General features: G+C 71.4%; 17 protein-coding genes. 6 read left to right on the top strand and 11 right to left on the bottom strand.

The window, feature by feature from the left end:
• Positions 1-35: 35 nt before the first annotated feature.
• Positions 36-278: an antitoxin gene (locus tag VSH64_RS38940; RefSeq protein ID WP_326567749.1), complete on the top strand. Its 243-nt coding sequence runs from the start codon at positions 36-38 to the stop codon at positions 276-278.
• A gap of 4 nt (positions 279-282) precedes the next feature.
• Here VSH64_RS38940 and VSH64_RS38935 read toward each other — a convergent pair whose 3' ends face one another.
• Positions 283-2,244, bottom strand: coding sequence for an FUSC family protein (locus tag VSH64_RS38935; protein ID WP_326567748.1), 1,962 nt, complete (start codon positions 2,242-2,244; stop codon positions 283-285).
• 72 nt (positions 2,245-2,316) lie between these two features.
• On the opposite strand from VSH64_RS38935, the gene VSH64_RS38930 reads away from it, so the two are divergent.
• Together VSH64_RS38930 and VSH64_RS38925 are read left to right on the top strand one after the other, a co-directional pair.
• Complete coding sequence (locus tag VSH64_RS38930; RefSeq protein WP_326567747.1) at positions 2,317-2,784, top strand: SRPBCC family protein; 468 nt, start codon at positions 2,317-2,319, stop codon at positions 2,782-2,784.
• Between the two features lie 119 nt (positions 2,785-2,903).
• Positions 2,904-3,635, top strand: coding sequence for a polysaccharide deacetylase family protein (locus tag VSH64_RS38925; RefSeq protein ID WP_326838152.1), 732 nt, complete (start codon positions 2,904-2,906; stop codon positions 3,633-3,635).
• Between the two features lie 4 nt (positions 3,636-3,639).
• On the opposite strand, the gene VSH64_RS38920 is transcribed toward VSH64_RS38925, so the two are convergent.
• From VSH64_RS38920 to VSH64_RS38895, 6 genes are all read right to left on the bottom strand, one after another.
• The gene (locus VSH64_RS38920) at positions 3,640-6,234 is read right to left on the bottom strand and encodes a CHAT domain-containing protein (protein WP_326567746.1); all 2,595 of its coding nucleotides are present in this window, start codon (positions 6,232-6,234) and stop codon (positions 3,640-3,642) included.
• A 51-nt stretch (positions 6,235-6,285) separates the two neighbouring features.
• Positions 6,286-6,768 carry a carboxypeptidase regulatory-like domain-containing protein gene (locus tag VSH64_RS38915; protein ID WP_326567745.1) on the bottom strand — a complete coding sequence of 161 codons (483 nt, stop codon included), beginning with the start codon at positions 6,766-6,768 and terminating at the stop codon, positions 6,286-6,288.
• Complete coding sequence (locus tag VSH64_RS38910; protein ID WP_326567744.1) at positions 6,765-7,370, bottom strand: RNA polymerase sigma factor; 606 nt, start codon at positions 7,368-7,370, stop codon at positions 6,765-6,767. Before VSH64_RS38910 ends, VSH64_RS38915 begins: the two co-directional genes overlap by 4 nt.
• Before the next feature lie 1,150 nt (positions 7,371-8,520).
• Positions 8,521-8,658, bottom strand: coding sequence for a hypothetical protein (locus VSH64_RS38905; RefSeq protein ID WP_326567743.1), 138 nt, complete (start codon positions 8,656-8,658; stop codon positions 8,521-8,523).
• A gap of 102 nt (positions 8,659-8,760) precedes the next feature.
• Positions 8,761-9,585 carry an SGNH/GDSL hydrolase family protein gene (locus VSH64_RS38900; protein WP_326567742.1) on the bottom strand — a complete coding sequence of 275 codons (825 nt, stop codon included), beginning with the start codon at positions 9,583-9,585 and terminating at the stop codon, positions 8,761-8,763.
• 248 nt (positions 9,586-9,833) lie between these two features.
• Positions 9,834-10,325: a GbsR/MarR family transcriptional regulator gene (locus VSH64_RS38895; RefSeq protein ID WP_326567741.1), complete on the bottom strand. Its 492-nt coding sequence runs from the start codon at positions 10,323-10,325 to the stop codon at positions 9,834-9,836.
• 94 nt (positions 10,326-10,419) lie between these two features.
• On the opposite strand from VSH64_RS38895, the gene VSH64_RS38890 reads away from it, so the two are divergent.
• A complete protein-coding gene (locus VSH64_RS38890) occupies positions 10,420-11,313 on the top strand; it encodes an ABC transporter ATP-binding protein (protein WP_326567740.1) in 894 nt (297 codons plus the stop codon).
• The gene (locus tag VSH64_RS38885; RefSeq protein WP_326567739.1) at positions 11,310-12,938 is read left to right on the top strand and encodes an ABC transporter permease; all 1,629 of its coding nucleotides are present in this window, start codon (positions 11,310-11,312) and stop codon (positions 12,936-12,938) included. The genes VSH64_RS38890 and VSH64_RS38885 overlap by 4 nt, the downstream gene beginning before the upstream one ends.
• Positions 12,939-13,002: 64 nt before the next feature.
• On the opposite strand, the gene VSH64_RS38880 is transcribed toward VSH64_RS38885, so the two are convergent.
• Entirely contained in the window at positions 13,003-13,449 is a 447-nt protein-coding gene (locus VSH64_RS38880) for a hypothetical protein (protein ID WP_326567738.1), read from the bottom strand.
• 36 nt (positions 13,450-13,485) lie between these two features.
• On the bottom strand, positions 13,486-13,833 hold the full coding sequence (locus tag VSH64_RS38875) for a hypothetical protein (RefSeq protein ID WP_326567737.1): 348 nt from the start codon (positions 13,831-13,833) through the stop codon (positions 13,486-13,488).
• A 212-nt stretch (positions 13,834-14,045) separates the two neighbouring features.
• Between VSH64_RS38875 and VSH64_RS38870 the strand changes: the two genes are divergently transcribed.
• Positions 14,046-15,290 carry an MFS transporter gene (locus VSH64_RS38870; RefSeq protein WP_326567736.1) on the top strand — a complete coding sequence of 415 codons (1,245 nt, stop codon included), beginning with the start codon at positions 14,046-14,048 and terminating at the stop codon, positions 15,288-15,290.
• A gap of 16 nt (positions 15,291-15,306) precedes the next feature.
• Here the strand turns inward: VSH64_RS38870 and VSH64_RS38865 are convergent, their stop codons facing one another.
• Positions 15,307-15,852, bottom strand: coding sequence for a TetR/AcrR family transcriptional regulator (locus VSH64_RS38865; protein WP_326567735.1), 546 nt, complete (start codon positions 15,850-15,852; stop codon positions 15,307-15,309).
• Between the two features lie 177 nt (positions 15,853-16,029).
• Positions 16,030-16,815 (bottom strand): metal-dependent hydrolase, encoded by a 786-nt coding sequence (locus tag VSH64_RS38860; protein WP_326838151.1) that lies wholly within the window; start codon positions 16,813-16,815, stop codon positions 16,030-16,032.
• Positions 16,816-16,860: the final 45 nt, after the last annotated feature.

The following is a 16,860-nucleotide window of genomic DNA, read 5'->3' as shown; positions in this document are numbered from 1 at the left end:
ATGGGGGCGTCAACTCCGGGATTGGGGAGCCAACAATGGGCATCAACTTCGACGAACTCAAGAACAAAGCCACCGACGCCCTGCGCGACAACAGCGACAAGATCGAGCAGGGCCTCGACAAGGCGGCCGGGTTCGCCAAGTCCAAGATGAGCGGCCACGACTCGCAGATCGACGGCGGAGTGGAGAAGGCCAAGGACTTCCTCGGCAAGATCGCGGGCAACGACGACAAGCCCGGTGAAGGCGAAGGCCAGCCGGGTCAGCCGGGCCCGCAGCAGTAGCCGCTCAGGTGCGCCGGTGGTACGGCAGGAACCGGCGCACCAGCCGCAGCGGAGTGGTTTCAACCAGGTCGGGGCCACGCACGGCGTCGAACGTCGAACCGAGCTGGTCGACGACTCCGGAGAGCTGCGCGCTGTCCGGCATCGGCACCGACGCGGGTTCCCGCTGTTCGCGCACGGCCGCCGCGAGCTCGGCCAGGGCATCGGTGAGGAGCGCGATCTCCGCCGGCGACGGCGCAGGCACGCCGCGGCCGAGGGTCACCGCGACCTCGGTCACGGCGTCGGCCACCCGCTCCAGCCCGGCGATCACCGGCCACCACGCCACGGCGTGCCGGCCCGCGGGTGAGGGCTCCACGATCACCTGCTGGAACGCCGTGCGCAGGTCGGCCAGCGCGCGGTAGGCCGCGCGCCGCGAGCGCGAGCGGGCGAGGCGGGCTTCGGCGGTCGAGTCGAGGACGAGGGCGGCTTTCACGTACGCGGCGACCGTGTCGAAGCCGTCGGCCAGCCGGCCGCCGACCCGTGGGCGCCGGGAGCCGGGCCAGAGCAGGTAGCCGATGAGCAGCACGATCACGCAGCCGGTGACGGTGTCCAGCAGGCGCGCGAGGACCACCGACCAGCTGCCCGTCTGAGCGAGGTCCATCTGCAGAATGATCAGCGGGGTCACGAAGGTGCCGAGCATCCCGTAGTTGCGCACCTTGCCGATCGCTGCGCCGCCCGCGAACAGCGCGATCAGCACCACCAGCACCCAGCCGCGCGCGCCGATGGCGAGCACGACGGCGCCGATGCCGACCCCCGCGATCGTGCCCATGCCGCGCAGCAGCGCGCGGCCGAACACCGAGCCGAAGTCGGGTTTCAGCACCACGCCCACCGTGAGCGTGATCCAGTACGAGCGTTCGAACGGCACCATCAGCGCCACGACCTCGGCCACCGCCACGCACACTGTGAGCCGCAGGGCGGCCAGCCACGTGTACGGGCCGGAAGCGAGCGAGCCGAGCCACTCGCGGAAACGCCGCCACGGCGAGGCGGGCTTGCGGCGCTGGCGGTCGTCGCCCTTGTCGATGCGGGCGAGGCCGGCGTAGAGCGCGGACTCGACCGGGTCGAGGTCGTCCTCGGGTGCCGCCGGCGGCGCGGGCAGCGGCTGGGTCGCGAGCACGGACGCGGCGGCGCCGGTGAGGTAGTCGATGACCTCGGGCGACGGCCGGTGCCCGGCGTTCACCATCGCCACGGACGCCTCGACGGCCGGTGTGGTGGCCGAGAGCAGGTTGAGCAGCTGCCGGTAGGTGGCGTCGCGGCCGGAAAGCCACGAGCGTGCGGTGAGCAGGCGGTCGTAGGCGGTGCTCATGGCCGTGGTGAGCTGGTTGCGGGCCACGCGCGAGGTCGGCTCGTCGGTGGCCGAGAGCATGGCGGCGAGCTCGATGTAGACCTGCGCCACGGCAGTGCGTTCCGGGCTGGTGCCACGGACCGTCCACGTCACCAGCGCGACGAACAGGCTCCAGGCCGCGCCGAGGCAGAAGTAGCCGAAGAGCTCTTCGACCTTCAGGCCCGTCGCGTGCTGCGCCGTGCCGAGCACGCAGAACACGAACATCTGCAGCGCCGCCACCGACGCGTTGCTGCCGGCGGCGCTGATCAATGCCGACACGGCCGCGATCACCACGATCGCCGGGATCGACCACGCCGGCACCGCGCCCGTGAGCAGGCCGACGAGGTAACCGCCGGCGGCCGCGAGCGTCGCCCCGCCCAGCCGGCGCGCGCGGTAGCGGTAGGGGCCGGCGGCCTCGGACAGCACGGCGGGCAGCGCGCCGGTGGACACCAGGGCACCCACGCCGATGTCGCCGGCCGCGTACGCGACGGCCAGTGGCGTGGCGAGCGCGACGACCGCGCGAGCCACCATGTTCCACGGGACCGGAACCGGTTTCGAACGGAGGAGCTGGACGAGCCAGTGCGGCGCGGCGAAGTCGGGGCGGCTCACGCCCCCATCTTGACCTACGCTGGCCGTCTCAGGTTAATTATCAACCCGTCAACAAGCTTTGGGAGGCGTTCGATGCCTGGCCGTACCTTCTCGTTCGAGGTCAACCGCGTGAGCTCGGCGCCGCCGGAAGTGCTGTTCCGCCTGGAAACCGAGGGTCCGCTGTGGTCCACGTGGGGCAAGCCGCTGATCGTGCAGGCGCGGTGGGCGCGCCGTGGCGACGAGGATCCCGACGGCGTCGGCGCTGTCCGCGAAGTGGGATTGTGGCCGGTGCTGCTGCGCGAGAAGACGGTGGAGTACGAACCGGGGCGGCGGCACGTGTACACGTTCGCCGGCTCCGGGCCGGTGCGCGACTACCGCGCCGAGGTGTTCTTCACCCCGAACGCCGCGGGCGGCACGGACCTGCGCTGGACCGGTTCGTTCACGGAGTCCGTGCCCGGCAGCGGACCGGTCGCTTGCGCGGCGCTGCGGGGCGCGATCCGGATTCTGTCGGCACAACTGGTCAAAGCGGCCGACCGCGCGGGGGTTTCCGGCGCATCCTGAAAGCTTGCTTCCTGAGAGCTCGCTGAGTGCCGGCCGGGGTGCGCTGGGCCACACCGGTCAACTCCGTTCGCGGTGAGCGCGTCTCCCCTCGTGTGAAGCGCAGCTTGCTGGTTCTTGTGATGGCCGGGTTGTTGGCGGCTTGTTCCGCGCCCGCACCGGCTCCCGTGGCGTCGCCGAGTCAGCCGAACCCCGCGCCCCGCGCGGTGACCCCGGCACCGCCTTCGGGCCCGTACCCGTTCGGCACGGTGCAGGCCAAGGCCCCCACCGTCACCGACGGCAAGGTCGGCGTGGTGCGGCGCATCAGCACCACGAAGCCGTACGTGTTCATCACCATGGACGACGGCGCCGTGAAGGATCCCTCGGCGCAGGGCCTGATCCAGCAGTCGGGTGGGCACCCGGTGCTGTTCCTGAACCAGATCTACGTGAAGGGCCACGAGGCCTACTTCAAGTCCATTTTGGACTCTACCGGCGCCGTGCTCGGCGACCACACCGTGGACCACCCGAACCTCAAGGGCAAACCCCTGGCCTACCAGCAAAAAGAAATCTGCGACGACGCCGACGACCTCCAACGCGGCCTCGGCGTGCGCCCCACGCTCTTCCGCCCACCCTTCGGCAACTACGACCAGAACACCCTGCACGCCGCCCAACTCTGCGGCATGCGCGTCGCCGTCCTCTGGAGCGCCGCCGTGAACGACGGCCACGTGCAATTCCAGGTCGGCACCAAGCTGCGCCCGGGCGACATCGTGCTGATGCACTTCCGGAAGACGTTCAAGGAGGACTACGAGGCGTTCCTCGCGCAGGCCCGGAAGGACGGGTTGACGCCGGTTCCGCTGGCGGACTTCCTGGGCTGAGTACCTAGCCCGCACCCAGGCACACGAACGGCCGCCGCAGCGGGTCCACTGCAATCGCCTCCGCCAGGGCCAGCGCCGGAGGCGTGCCGTCCGACAGTCGTCGGTGCAGGTCGGCCATGGTGTCGGCTGCTGCGCGGTCGCCGACGCGGGCGACGGCGCCGATGACGGTGCGGGAGCCGCTGGCGAGGAGGGTGCCGGCGAAACCCAGCGCTTCTTCGCCGGGGCGGATGTGGCTCATGGCGAGTTCGCAGGCGGCGAGGACAACGCGTTCGGGTGGGCGCGCGAGGCGGGTGGTCTCGTGGGCGAAGAGCGGGCCGTCGACGAGTTCGAGGCGGGAGAAGAGGGCGTTGGCCGGCTCGTGGGCGCCGTGGGCGACGAGGTGGGCCAGGCGGGTGCCGTCGAGGGCGGCGAGCACGGCGGAGCTGGTGGCGCGGGTGCCGTCGACCAGGTGGGCGTCGGGGTAGACCGAGCGGAGTTTGCTCACCTCGCCGACCGCGCCGGGTACGCCGGGGCCGCCGGCGAGGAGCACGGCGGCGGCGTCGGTGGCGCGCTTGGCCGTGATCCACGCGGTGGCCGAAGGCGCGATGGACACCGCGTGGCCGCGCAGCGACGGCAGCGCGCCCCACGGCATCGCGTACAGCTGGCCGATCGGCACGATCACGAGCTCGCGGTCGTCGAGCGTCTTGACCAGCGACGCGGAGATCAGGGCGTCGAGCTTGTTCGCGCGCCGCACGGCCGAAGCGGCCACCGTTTCGGCGAGCATCGGGGGCAGGTGGTCGGGCGCGAGGGCGTCGAGGTCGGCGTGCAGTTGCTTCGCCGTTTCCACGATGTCGTGGTACGGCCCGAGTTTCAGCAGCCGGAACGACCCGCGGTCGACGACCACCGAGTACAGCTGCCCGTTGTAGGGCACCAGGCTCACGAGCACGCGGTCGCCGAGCTGCTCCACGACCTCGTCGGGCGTCGCGACGGGCCGCGGCCGGCCCCAGGGGCTCGAGTACCAGCCGAGCCGGCTCGCCTCCTGCTGCAGCGCGGAATACCGCTGCTCCAACGCCCGCACCGGCTCGCCTTGGGCCCGAGCGCGCTGGATCGTGCGCTGCAGGTGCCGCATCTCCGTGATGTGCTTGGCCAGCACGGGATCCTCGATCACGGGCAGCGGCTCGTAGCGGTAGACCTGCGCCCGTGTGCGCTCGAGCCAGGCGAACATCCGGCGCGCGCCCGCGGCGTTGTTGCGGGCGCGGCGCAGCACGAGCTGCATCGCCAGCCGGCCGAGTTCTTCGCCGTGCACGGCCGTGCCGCACACCAGGTCGAGCCCGCCCATGCGGTCGCGGATCATGCCGAGCTCACGCAGCCCGGCGCGCGCCTGCGCGAGCGCCGAGCGCGGCCGGTCCGTGGCCACGGCCAGCTCGGCGCGGCACAGGCGGAACAACATCCGGTGGTCGATCGGCGCCGTCTCGCGCGGCTTCGGCACGCGGGCCAGCATGGTCGCGGCCTCGTCGGTTTCCTGGCGCCGCAACAGAAGCCGCACGGCCAGCAGCCGCGCGACCGCCGCCTCGTCGCGCACTCCCAGCGCCGACAGACGTTCGGCGAGCGCCACGAGCTCGGCGGGCAACCGCGGGGTGGACCGGGCGCCGCGGGTGTTGAGGATCTTGTGCGCGTCGGCACGCAGCCGGGCGAGGCCGGCGATCTCGGCCCACGTCGTGTTGCCGCGGCGCAGGAACCGGCGCCGCGCGGCCGACGCGAACTTGCGGGCCAGCGCGAAGTTCCCTTCCAGCAACGCGGCGGCGGCGCGGGCCACTTCGGCTTCGGCGAGGTACTGGCCCGATCGGTTGGCCTGCAGCTGGGGCAACGCTTCGTCGAGGTGGCGCGCCGCTTCCTCGCCGAGCCCGGCGGTGAGCAGCGCGCGGGCCTGGTCGAGCCGCACCACGGGCAGGGACCCCGGGCTGACGGTGCCGAACAGGCGCGCGGCCAGCTCGTAGTTCCGCAGTGCCTCGGGCACGTCGCCCACGAGCTGGGCGTGGTCACCCAGGTTCTGCCGGATCTTCGCCTCGAGCAACGTGTGGCCGTGCTCCACGGCGAGCCCGAGCGCGCGGGTCAGGTCCGCGAGCGCGGCGTCCGGCTTGTTCATCGCCATGTGCACGAGGGCGCGGTTGTTGAGCGTGCGCACGAGCAGCACGAACCCGTCGTCCACTTCGGACTCGATGGAGGGCAGCACCAGGTCGTAGACGACCAGCGCGTCGGCGGACCGGCCCGCGCGCATCACGACGACCGCGCGCTGCAGGCTGATGATCAGCCGCAACGAGCTGCGCACCGGTCCTTCCGGAAGCCCCAGCCGCTCGGTTTCCGCGACCTCGAGGTGCGCGAGCCCGGCCGCGGTCGACGTCACCTCCGCCTCGGCCGAAGCCAGGCTGATCAGCACGCGGGTGCGCAGCTCCACCACGTCGCTCGCCGGCTCGGGAGCCCGGGCCAGCCGGTTGAGCGACTGGTGGAACAGGCGCACCGCGGCGCCCGGACGGAAGTCGGCTGCCGCGGCCCGGCCTCGCGTGTAGAAGTCAGCCGCTACCGCGATCACTCGATCGAGGACGGGCAACTGCTCGGGCACACGCTCTATCTGAGCACACTCCCGCGACACTCCGTAACGCCCGTCCGGGTTCTAGAGCACGACCGTGGGAGTCACGACAGTCCGGCGGCGCGGCCCCTCACCGAGGTGCACCAAGATCTGCGTGGTTCCGCACGGCACGTTCTCGAGCACGAACCGACCTCCTTCGTCGGCGACGGTGGAGAAGGTGCCCTCGTCGGCCACGCGCATCTCCACCTCGTATTCGCCGGCGGGCGCGAGCCAGCCGTCGATGCGGTGCAGGTTGCCGATGCGCGTGAGGTTGATCATCACCGTCAGGTCGCTCACGGTGAACGTGATCGTGCCCGTGGCCGTGCTGCGGACGCCGGCGAGCTCGCCGGCACGCTCCCACCGCGCGACCTCGACGTCGAGGTTCTCCAGTTCGAGCGCGAATTGGACCCGCTGCACCAGATCGTCCGGCGGCGGGTCCAGCTCGTCGAGGAAACGGCCGAGGTCGGCGAGCAGCGTCTCGTCGTCGGGCAGAGCGCTGCCACTTCCCGGCGTGCCGATGTCGTTCATCGGCCACCCCCTTCTCCTGCGAGGAGATCGCGCATCGATTCGAGGCAACGACCCCTGGTGGGTCCGATGCTGCCGCGCGGCATCCGCATCGCGTCGGCCACCGCCTGGTATTCGGCTCGCCCGGCGAGCACGGTGAGGCGAAGCAGTTCCTGGCAGCGGGTGGGCAGCCTGAGGAAGGCGCGCCAGACCCGCCGGTCGTTGTCGGAGCGCACGGCTTCGTCCTCGGGCGCGGGGTGCGTGCTCTCGAGGTTGTCGGCGACCTCGTCGCTCAACGGCACCGGCTGCACGCGGCGCCCGTACGGGTGGGCGGCTTCGCGTCGTGCGGTGGTGATCAACCAGGCCGCCAGCGCGCGCGGATCGCGCAGCTTCTCGAGCTGACTGAACAGCGCGAGCCACACGGTCTGCACGACGTCCTCGGCGACCTGGCGGTTGAGCCCGTTCGCCCGCGCGACGTGCCAAACGAGCGGCGTCAGCTCCTCGACGAGCTTCGCCATCGCCCTCCGATCACCGCCCCGCGCCGCCTCCATGCAGGCAGCGTGCAGGTCGACGCCGGTCAGGCCTTCCCAGGGCGGGTCTACCTCGGTGGTTTGCACGTCGGTCACCGTATCTGCCTCGCTCCCGAGGCGCGTTGGGTTCGGCGGCGGTGTCGTGGGTCGGGTCTCGGGTGCGGTCGTCGGTGTGGTCGGGGGGCCTTCTCTGGGAAGGAGCAGACAGGAAGCGCTGGGATACATCGAGTCACTTATTCGGGTGGTCGTGGCGGTGAGCCGGTTCTGGTGGGGTCCGGGTGGGTCTCGTTCTGCTGGGTTTCAGTTTTCGATGCGGCGCGCTCGACGCTCCGGCTTGGTTCGCCGGCGCGCCTCGCTTCGGCACGGTCGACGCGGCTTGGCCCCGTGTCGTCCCGTCCTGTCCCCGACGGTCCGGCTTGGTGAGCCGATCGTCGTCGTGCTCCGGTCTGCCGCGGCTAGGTCACCCGCGGTCCGGTTTTCAGCGGGCCGGCTTGGTGAGCCGCCCCGCGCTGTGGTGGCCCGCCAGGTGACGAACCTTCCTTCGTGGTCCCGACGGTCCGGCTTGGTGCGCCGACCGCCGTCGTGCTCCGGTCTGCCGCGGCTCGATCAGCCGCGGTCCGGTTCTCGGCGGGCCGGCTTGGTGAGCCGCCCCGCGCTGTCGCGATCCGCCAGGCGACGGACCTTCCTTCCTGGTCCCGACGGCCCCGCTTGGTGGGCCGACCGGCGTCGTCCTCCGGCCTGCCACGACTCGATCAGCCGCGGTCCGGTTCTCAGCGGGCCGGCTTGGTGAGCCATCCCGCGCTGTCGCGATCCGCCAGGTGACGGACCTTCCTTCCTGGACCGGTGCGGTCACCTGGGCCGGCGCTCGCCCCGCCCGGGGTTGTCCCGGCGAAGTGATCGTCCCGCTCCACGCGTTCATCCGGTCGGACGCTCACCCGCACCGGTGATCGCCCAGTCAGCTGCAGTTGTCCGGTTCGGCACTCAGCGGATGCGGAGCGGCGAAACCGATCCAGCCGAACCATCCCCAGGTCATCCTGACCCCGGGGCGTGGTGGGCCGGCTCCCCCGTGAGCCGGCCCGTGCCGTGCACCGACCGGCGCGGGTGTGTAGCCCGCACCGGCCGGCGCTCCCCTCCCTTTCCACGGGTCCGCTCCCCCATCGGACCCGGCCGGGCGGCTCCTCCCCTGAACCCGCCCGGCAGACGGCGTCCGGCAGCCCCCTCGGCCCCCGGGCGCCACCTGGTCTCGCTACTTCGAGGTGGTCGGCTCGTCGTACGGGTCGAACGCACCGTCGGGCTGCGTCGTACCGCCGCCGTGGGGCGGCTTGCCGGTGGTGACCGGCGGGATGGTCGTGGGCGTGGGCTCTTCGGTCGATTCAGTAGGCATCTGGGTCTCCCTTTTTCCCTCGGCTTGCCCCATAGGACGCAACCAGGGTGCCCCCAGATACACGCAGAGCAAAGATTTCTGCGAACTTTTCGTCTTCGCTGGTCAGATGGGCTGGCGCGGCTCCCTCGGATGCGGACCGACCGTGACCCCCGGTAGGCCGGAGACCGCCGAGACCACGGCGGGAGCCAACGCCGCCGCCCAGTCGCGGTAGCCGAGCGGCCCGGGGTGGAACCGGTCTTCGGCGAAGGTGCCCTCGTGCAGAAGGTCCGGTGTCATCGCCGAGTACGCCACCCCCGGCACCTTCGCGAGCTCGGCCGCCGCCCGGTCCAGTGCCGTCGAGCGCGCCGACAGGGCGTCGCGCAACGGCCGCGGCAGCGAAGGGAACGCGGCCATCGGCGGCACCCCGGCCAGCACCACCGGCACCGGCCCGAGCCGCCGCCGCACGTCGACGACCACGCCGAGCAGGTCGCGCCGGAACCGCGCGGCCGAGTGCAGCTCGAGGGTGTCGTTCACCCCGAGCGCAATGACCACGACGTCCGCCGGCGAGAGCCGCGCGACCAGCTCACGCCGGACCACCGAGGCGTTGGCCCCCGTGAGACCCACCGCCTGCCAGCGGACCCGCAGCCCTCGCCGCGCGAGCTCGCCCGCGAGCTGCCCGGTGAGGCCGTCGGCGTGCGCGGCCACGCCGACGCCGTCCACGGTGGACTCCCCGAGCACAGCGAGCCGGACCACGACACCGCCGCCCGCAACACCGCCACCCACGACACCGCCGCCCGTAACAGCATCGCCAAGGACACCGTCGCCGACGACACCTTCGGCAGGACCACCCGCGCCAGGCAGCCGAGGAGTGCCACGCCGGACGCGCACCGCTTGCACCGCGAGGACCGGCGCCAACACGGCGAACAGGAAGAACCGGAGGAGAGCCATGCCACCGACCCTAAACACGATCACCGACGGTTTCGCCGCAATGAGCCGAGTTGTCCACAGGTGGGCCGAGTTGTGGACAACTTCGCTCAACCAGCCGCGATCCCGACGGTTTCACCGACGAGCCCGGTATCCTCCGCCGCGTCGAGCAGGATCTTCGCGACGTCCGCGCGGAAAATGCGGTAGCTGCCCGGCAAAGCGCCCCGCGCGGGCCGTCAGTAGGCCACACGATCGTCCACGGCAGGTCGGTTCTACGCCTCGGCAGCGCGCTGGCGTGAGCGCTCCTCGTGCCAGCGGTCATAAAGGCTCGTGATTTCCTTCAGCACGAACGACAGAAAGTCCTGCATCTCGGCCAGCCGCTTACCCGCCGGGGTGTCCGCGCCGAGGGCGTCGATGCCTTCCTCGGCCGCGTCGCGCCACATGATCAGGAACCGGTCGCGCTTGAGGAAGGTGGCGTACCAGAGGTCGTCGTAGAGCCGGTAGTGATCGCGGCGCTCGCCCGGCTCCCGCACCTTCGTGACGAGCCCGACCTGTTCGAGGTACCGCACGGCGCCGGACACGGCCGCGGGGCTCACCGAGAGCTGTGTGGCCAGGTCGGCGGCCGTGAGCTGGCCCTCGTCAGTGGTCATCAGGGCCGCGAACACCCGCGCGGCCATGCGCTGCATCCCGATCTGGGACAGCACGAGGCCGAGGCTCTCGACGTACCGGCGGACGGCGTCCTCGTCCCGCTGAGTCTCAGGCATCCACTCATCCTCTCGCACGCCCCAGGCCATGATCACTCAATCCAGACATTTTCTTAACTTCACAACTTCATGAAACGAGTGTAGCTTCCGAAACATGGGAAACGCCATTTCGATCGCCGGCCTCCACAAGTCGTTCGGCCGGACGAAGGCCCTCGACGGCCTCGATCTTCAGGTTCCCGTGGGGGAAGTCCACGGTTTCCTCGGCCCGAACGGCGCCGGGAAGTCCACCACCGTCCGGGTCCTGCTCGGGCTGCTGCACGCCGACGCGGGCGAGGTCAGCCTGCTCGACGGCGACCCGTGGCGTGATGCCGCGAGCCTGCACCACCGCCTGGCCTACGTGCCCGGCGACGTGAACCTCTGGCCCAACCTCTCCGGCGGCGAGGTGATCGACCTGCTCGGGCGCCTGCGCGGCGGCCTCGACCAGAACCGCCGCAAGGACCTCATCGAGCGGTTCGACCTCGATCCGCGCAAGAAGGGCCGCACCTACTCGAAGGGAAACCGGCAGAAGGTGGCCATCGTGGCCGCGCTCGCGTCCACTGTGGACCTGCTCATCCTCGACGAGCCCACCTCGGGCCTCGACCCGCTCATGGAATCCGTGTTCCAGGAGTGCATCCAGGAAGAGCGCAAGCAGGGCCGCACCGTGCTGCTGTCGAGCCACATCCTCGCCGAGGTGGAAGCCTTGTGCGACAAGGTGAGCATCATCCGCAACGGCCGCACGGTCGAGTCCGGCACGCTCGCCGAGCTGCGCCACCTCACGCGCACGTCGATCACCGCGGAGCTGGCCGGCCCACCCAACGGCCTGGCCAAGCTCGCCGACGTGCACGACCTCGAGGTGACCGGCAACCGCGTGCGCTTCGACGTGGAAACCCGCTCGCTCGACGACGCGCTGCGCCAGCTCACCCAGGTCGGCGTTCGCAGCCTGGTGAGCCAGCCGCCGACGCTGGAAGAGCTGTTCCTGCGCCACTACACCGAGGAGACGGGGAAGTGACCGCCACGCTCACGCGGGCGCCGGCCACGAACACCGCGCTCGTCGGCACCTGGCACCTCACGCGGCTGGCGCTGCGGCGCGACCGCGTGATCCTGCCGATCTGGATCGTGCTGCTCAGCATCGTCCCGGCCGCCACGGTGTCGAGCTACGACCAGTTCTACCCCGACGCCGCCAGCCGCGCGGCGCTCACCGCGGGCGCCGCGGCGAACCCGTCGTTCTCCCTGCTCTACGGCCCGGCCTTCGACCTCACCACGGCGGGCGGCTTCATCGCCTGGCGCATGGGCGGGTTCCTCGCCTTGCTGATCGGGCTCATGGCCGTCTTCACGGTCACGCGCCACACGCGCGCCGAGGAGGACTCGGGCCGGGCCGAGCTGCTGGCGTCCACTGTGGTCGGTCGCTACGCGGCACTCACGGCCGCCGTCGCTGTGTCCGGTGCGGCGAGTGTCCTCATCGGCCTCATCCAGATCGGCACGATGATCAGCGCGAAGCTGCCCGCCGACGGCGCGGTGGCGTTCGGCGCGGGCACGGCGCTGGCGGGGCTGGTGTTCACCGGCGTCGCCGCGGTGGCCGTGCAGGTCGCCGAGTATTCGCGCACGGCCAACGGAATCGCCACCGCCGTGATCGGCGTGGCGTTCCTGCTGCGCGGCGCGGGCGACTCGACGTCCGACGCCCACTGGCTTTCGTGGCTTTCGCCGATCGGCTGGTCTCAGCAGGTGCGGCCGTTCGCCGGCGAACACTGGTGGGTGCTCCTGCTGCCGCTGGCCGCGGCGATCGTGCTCGGCGCCATCGGCTACGCGCTCCTGCCGCGGCGCGACGTCGGCACCGGCATCCTGCCGCCACGGCCGGGACCGCCGGCCGCGAAGCCTTCGCTGCGCACGCCGTTCGCGCTGGCGTGGCGGCTGCAGCGCGGCCCGCTGGTGGGCTGGGTCGTCGGTTTCGCCGTGGGCGGCGCGCTGTTCGGCTCGATCGCGAGCGGCATCTCCGGCCTCGTCGGGGACACCGAGCAGACGCGCCAGATCTTCGAGCGCCTCGGCGGGTCCGACGCGATCGTCGACGCGTTCCTCGCCACGATGGTGAGCCTGTTCGCCATGCTCAGCGCGCTGTACGGCGTGCAGGCGACGCTGCGGATGCGCACGGAGGAGACCGGCGTGCGCTTCGAACCGCTGCTGGCCACCCGCGTCGGGCGCCTGCGGCTGGCGGCGAGCCACCTGGTGTTCGCCTACGTCGGCACGGCGTTGCTGGTGCTCGTCGGCGGCGTGTTCCTGGGGCTCTCGCACGGCCTGCGGTCAGGCGATGTCGGCGGTTCCGTGGCCGACCTGCTCACGGCCGTCCTGGTGCAGGTGCCGGCGACGTGGGTGATCGTGTCGGTGTGCACGCTGCTGTTCGGGCTGCTGCCGCGCTTCACCGGCCTGGCCTGGGCCGCCGGCGCGCTGGGGTTGCTGATCAGCCTGTTCGGGCCGGTCGTGAACGCGCCGCAGATCGTGCTGGACATCTCGCCGTTCCAACACCCACCGAAGCTGCCGGGCGCGGCCTTCACGGCGACGCCGATCGTGTGGCTGCTGGTGGTCGCGGCGGTGTGCCTGGTGATCGGCCTCGGCGGCTGGCGGCGGCGGGACGTCGGCTGACCGATCGCGGTGGTCGGCCTCGGTGGCAGGACGTCGGCCTTGGCGGCTGGCGGCGCGGTGTCGGCTAACCGATCGCGCCGTCCGGTCCGACGACCAGCCGGGCCTGCGGTCCCGCGGCACCGCAGGCCGGGCCGGTCGCGATCGGTCGTGGGTGGATCGTCGCCCGGCGCGGCCGGCCGTTGTCGAAGGTGATCGTGACGTCGACCGGCGCGGCGGGCAGGCCGGGAATCTCGACGAACCCGTGCCGTCCGCCGGTCGGCACGGCCGGGGCGGCGCAAGCGCTTGCGCTGCAGGTGGTGGGCCCGGCCGCGGTCGCCGGCGGCAGCTCGGTCTGACGCCGCGTGCACTGCCCTGACCAGCACACTTCGACGTCCGCGCGGGTGAACTGCCCGGCGGGCACGTCGATGGCCACACCGGCCGGCGCCGCGATGGCCGGGCAGGCGAGGGGCGGCGGCGCGCCGCAGGCGGTCAGGGCCAGCAACAGGACGACCGCGCCCAGGTGTCTTCGCACGTCACCGGGACGTACGCGCGGGCTTCGCCGGTTGCATCACCACTGCGTGGACGAGTCGTTCGGCACCGGGGAGGACGTCGGCCCCAACGACGTCGGCGACCCCGTCAACGGCGCCGGCGGCACCCGCGTGACGGACACCGTGGCCGTGGTCGTACTCGGCGGCGGAGGCGGCTCCGACTGCGTGACGGTGACCGGCGGTAACGGCTGCCCCGTGACGGTGACCGTGACCGGTTGCGCGGGCGGCGGCGAACTCGGCACGGACTCACCGGTGCGACGCGCGGGTGAGTTCCCGGCCACGAGCAGCGCCGCCACCAGCAGGCCTACGGCAAATCCGGCCAGCCCGGTCACGACGACAGAACCCCAGGTCGGAGCCGTCTTCGACAAAGCGGCACCTCCCTCGCCAAGCCGACGCGCAGGTACGAGGAGTAGTCGCGTTGATCTTATGCGCCGTTACAGACGGTGCAAGTTGAGCCGGTTAAACTCAAGTTTTACGAGGGATGAATTCGGGCACCGGGCGCCGAGGCCGACAGCAGGGATGAGCCGTGTTGACTCAAGTTTGTTGACTCTCTTAACTCAACTCTGCCAAGGTGACCTCCGTGGCGAACGAGGGGGTGGCCACCCGGCGCGGGGGCCTGCTGCGGACAAAGGACTTTCGACGGCTGTGGCTCGCCGACGCACTGAGCCAGGTGGGCAGCCGCATCGACCTCCTGGCGATTCCACTGCTGGCCACGACTGTCTTGTCGGCATCGGTGTTCGAGGTGTCCCTGCTCAAGACCCTCGCGACGCTCCCTTACCTGGTGCTCGGGCTGCAGGTCGGCGCCTGGTGTGACCGCATCCGGCAACGGCCGGTACTGGTGGCCGCCGACCTCGGCCGCGTGGTGCTCATCGGCTCGATTCCGTTCGCGGCGGTGGCCCACTTGCTCACGCTCTGGCACCTCTTCGCGGTGGTGCTGCTCGCCGGCGTGTTCGGCGTGCTCTTCGACGTCGCGCACCAGACCTACCTGCCCCACCTCGTCGCTCGCGCCGACTTGCCCGAAGCCAACGCACGGCTGCAGACCAACGCCTCCGTGGCCGCGGTCGCGGGGCCCAGCCTGGCCGGCCTGGTGATCGAGTACCTCGGATACGCCGGCGCGATGGCCGCCGACGCCGCGTCGTACCTGTGGTCGGCGCTGTGGCTGCGCCGCATCGAAACCCCGGACGTACCCGGCGAACGCTCCGGCCGCCACCTCCGCCACGAGATCGCCGAGGGCCTGAAAGCCGTGCTCGACGACCCGATCCTGCGCGCCATCACTGTCCACGGCGCCGTGTCGAGCTTGTTCCAGTCGATGTTCACGGCGATCAACGTGGTGTTCCTCAGCCGCGAACTCGGGCTCTCGCCGGTCGCGATCGGCCTGCTGAGCACGGTTTCCCTCACCGGAGCCCTCCTCGCGAGCGCCATCGCGCGACCGCTCGGACAGAAAGCCGGCGCGGCCCGGGCACTGACCGCGGCAGCCGTCGTCTACGGCGGCTCGTTCCTGCTCAACGGCTTCACCACGCCGGGTTGGGGCCTGAGCTGGTACGTCGGCGGCGGATTCGCCGCGGGGTTCGGCATCATCCTGATGAACGTCTACGCCGTGAGCTTCCGGCAGGCCGTAGCCCCTCGACGGCTGCTCGGCCGCGTCACCTCGGTGTCCACCACACTCCTGCGCGGCATGGTCGCGCTGGGCAGCCTGGCCGGCGGCGTGCTCGCCGAAGTCACCAGCCTGCGCACGACGCTGTTCGTCGTCGGCGTCGGCTTGACGCTGTCGACGGGAATCCTGCTCGCCTCACCGCTGCGAAAGCTGCGCGACCTGCCGGACTGACCGACTGACCATCGGGCTAAACCGTCCGCAAACCATCCAGCAGCACCCGCACCAGATGCTGACTCCCCGGCGAATACCGCTCCACCGCCAACGCCCCCACGATCAGTGCGCGCAGGTCGTCGCCGTTGATGTCGGGGCGGACGGCGCCCGCGGTTTGGGCGCGGGTGAGGAGGGTGGCGAGGTTGGTGCGGAACTCGGTGCCGATCTCGGCCTTGTACGCGGAGCCCGTGGTGGCGCCGAGCGCTTCGCAGATGGCGCGGTTCAGGGAGGCCTGCTTGATCACGCGGGCGAAGTAGTCGTAGAACGCGGTGCCGGGGTCGGGTGCGTCGGCCAGTGCGTGGGCCTCGGCGGCGAACTGCTCCAGCCGTTCGAGCACCACGGCCTGGAAAAGTGCCTCTTTGCTGGGGAAATGCCGGTACACGGTGCCCGCGCCGACGCCGGCGAGGCGGGCGATGTCGTCGAGCGGCACGGCCAGGCCGTCGGCCGCGAAGGCTTCCTCGGCGGCGGCCAGCACGCGGGCGCGGTTCCGGCGCGCGTCGGCGCGCAGCACTGGCTTGTCCACGGCGTGACCTCCTCCATCGCGTCGGCAACCGGAGCGGTGCCGGAACCGGGTGCCCCGTTCCGATTCAACCTCATTCTTCCCCGGGAAAGACCTCCTGAGCCGAACCGTGTCCGAAATCTCTCGGCGCTGCGAAGGCCGCGCACCAACCTGGGCTCCTGACCGTCCACAAGGGATCGATCACTGCGTCGCCGTCTGCGAAGCCGGCGGGGTGAACAGGCGGTCGGCCGTCGAGACCGTCCAGTTCCACACGCCGGGCACCAGCAACACGCCCACCACCACGAAAATCGGGAACACCAGGCGGGTCTCCACCTTCTTGCCCGTGCGCAGCCGGAAGATCTTGGGCGGCCGGATCTCGTACCAGGTCTCGCCGGCGATCGGCAGCGGGAAGAGGAACGGACAGCCCGACTCGGTGAGCGAATCCCCCAGACAGTGCACAAAGCACCCGGCGGCCACGGCGATGCCGAGCCAGCCGGAGATCTGCTGCAGTTGCGCGGCGTGGTCGGGCGGCGCGGTGAAGTACCACCACAGGATGGCGCCGACACTGACCGGCAGAAGCCAGTCACCCAGCGCACCTTCGGCGAGCAGCAGCCCGAACACCACCACGCCGAACACGGCCCACGGCCCGCCGGCCGCGGTACCCGCCGAAGCGGCCGCACCGAGGCCGGCGGCGAACAACACCGTGTGGGAAAGGTGCCGGTGCTTGCCGGTCACCTTCTCGTCGCGGGGGCCCTTCGTGAGCGCGTACACCGCGGAAGAAACGCGGCGCAGCAACCACGACAACGCGCCCGTGAGCCAGCCGAGGAGCCGGGAGGCGCTGGCGCCGGGGTGGTCGAGATCGGGGAGCAGCGCGTACCCGGCGGTGGTGGCCGCGAAAACCACGGCCTGGTGCACCGAGCCGGCGCCGACCGCGGGCGCGAGGGCGAGCCCCGCGCACCAGCCGGTCAGGGCGTGAGTGCGCCCCATCATCGTGGATCTCCCCCAGGTCGCGAGCGGAATTCAGGTCCGCGC

This window comes from Amycolatopsis rhabdoformis (assembly GCF_035918295.1).
GTDB classification, from domain to species: domain Bacteria; phylum Actinomycetota; class Actinomycetes; order Mycobacteriales; family Pseudonocardiaceae; genus Amycolatopsis; species Amycolatopsis rhabdoformis.
This window is presented reverse-complemented; position numbering and strand designations above follow the sequence as displayed.

Bases quoted from the DNA above. Each gene is read 5' to 3' on its own strand.
- VSH64_RS38930 (WP_326567747.1), top strand. From the start codon at position 2,317: ATGCCTGGCCGTACCTTCTCGTTCGAGGTCAACCGCGTGAGCTCGGCG.
- VSH64_RS38890 (WP_326567740.1), top strand. From the start codon at position 10,420: ATGGGAAACGCCATTTCGATCGCCGGCCTCCACAAGTCGTTCGGCCGG.
- VSH64_RS38900 (WP_326567742.1), bottom strand. From the start codon at position 9,585: ATGGCTCTCCTCCGGTTCTTCCTGTTCGCCGTGTTGGCGCCGGTCCTC.
- VSH64_RS38860 (WP_326838151.1), bottom strand. From the start codon at position 16,815: ATGGGGCGCACTCACGCCCTGACCGGCTGGTGCGCGGGGCTCGCCCTC.
- VSH64_RS38925 (WP_326838152.1), top strand. From the start codon at position 2,904: ATGGCCGGGTTGTTGGCGGCTTGTTCCGCGCCCGCACCGGCTCCCGTG.
- VSH64_RS38895 (WP_326567741.1), bottom strand. From the start codon at position 10,325: ATGCCTGAGACTCAGCGGGACGAGGACGCCGTCCGCCGGTACGTCGAG.
- VSH64_RS38940 (WP_326567749.1), top strand. From the start codon at position 36: ATGGGCATCAACTTCGACGAACTCAAGAACAAAGCCACCGACGCCCTG.
- VSH64_RS38915 (WP_326567745.1), bottom strand. From the start codon at position 6,768: ATGAACGACATCGGCACGCCGGGAAGTGGCAGCGCTCTGCCCGACGAC.
- VSH64_RS38905 (WP_326567743.1), bottom strand. From the start codon at position 8,658: ATGCCTACTGAATCGACCGAAGAGCCCACGCCCACGACCATCCCGCCG.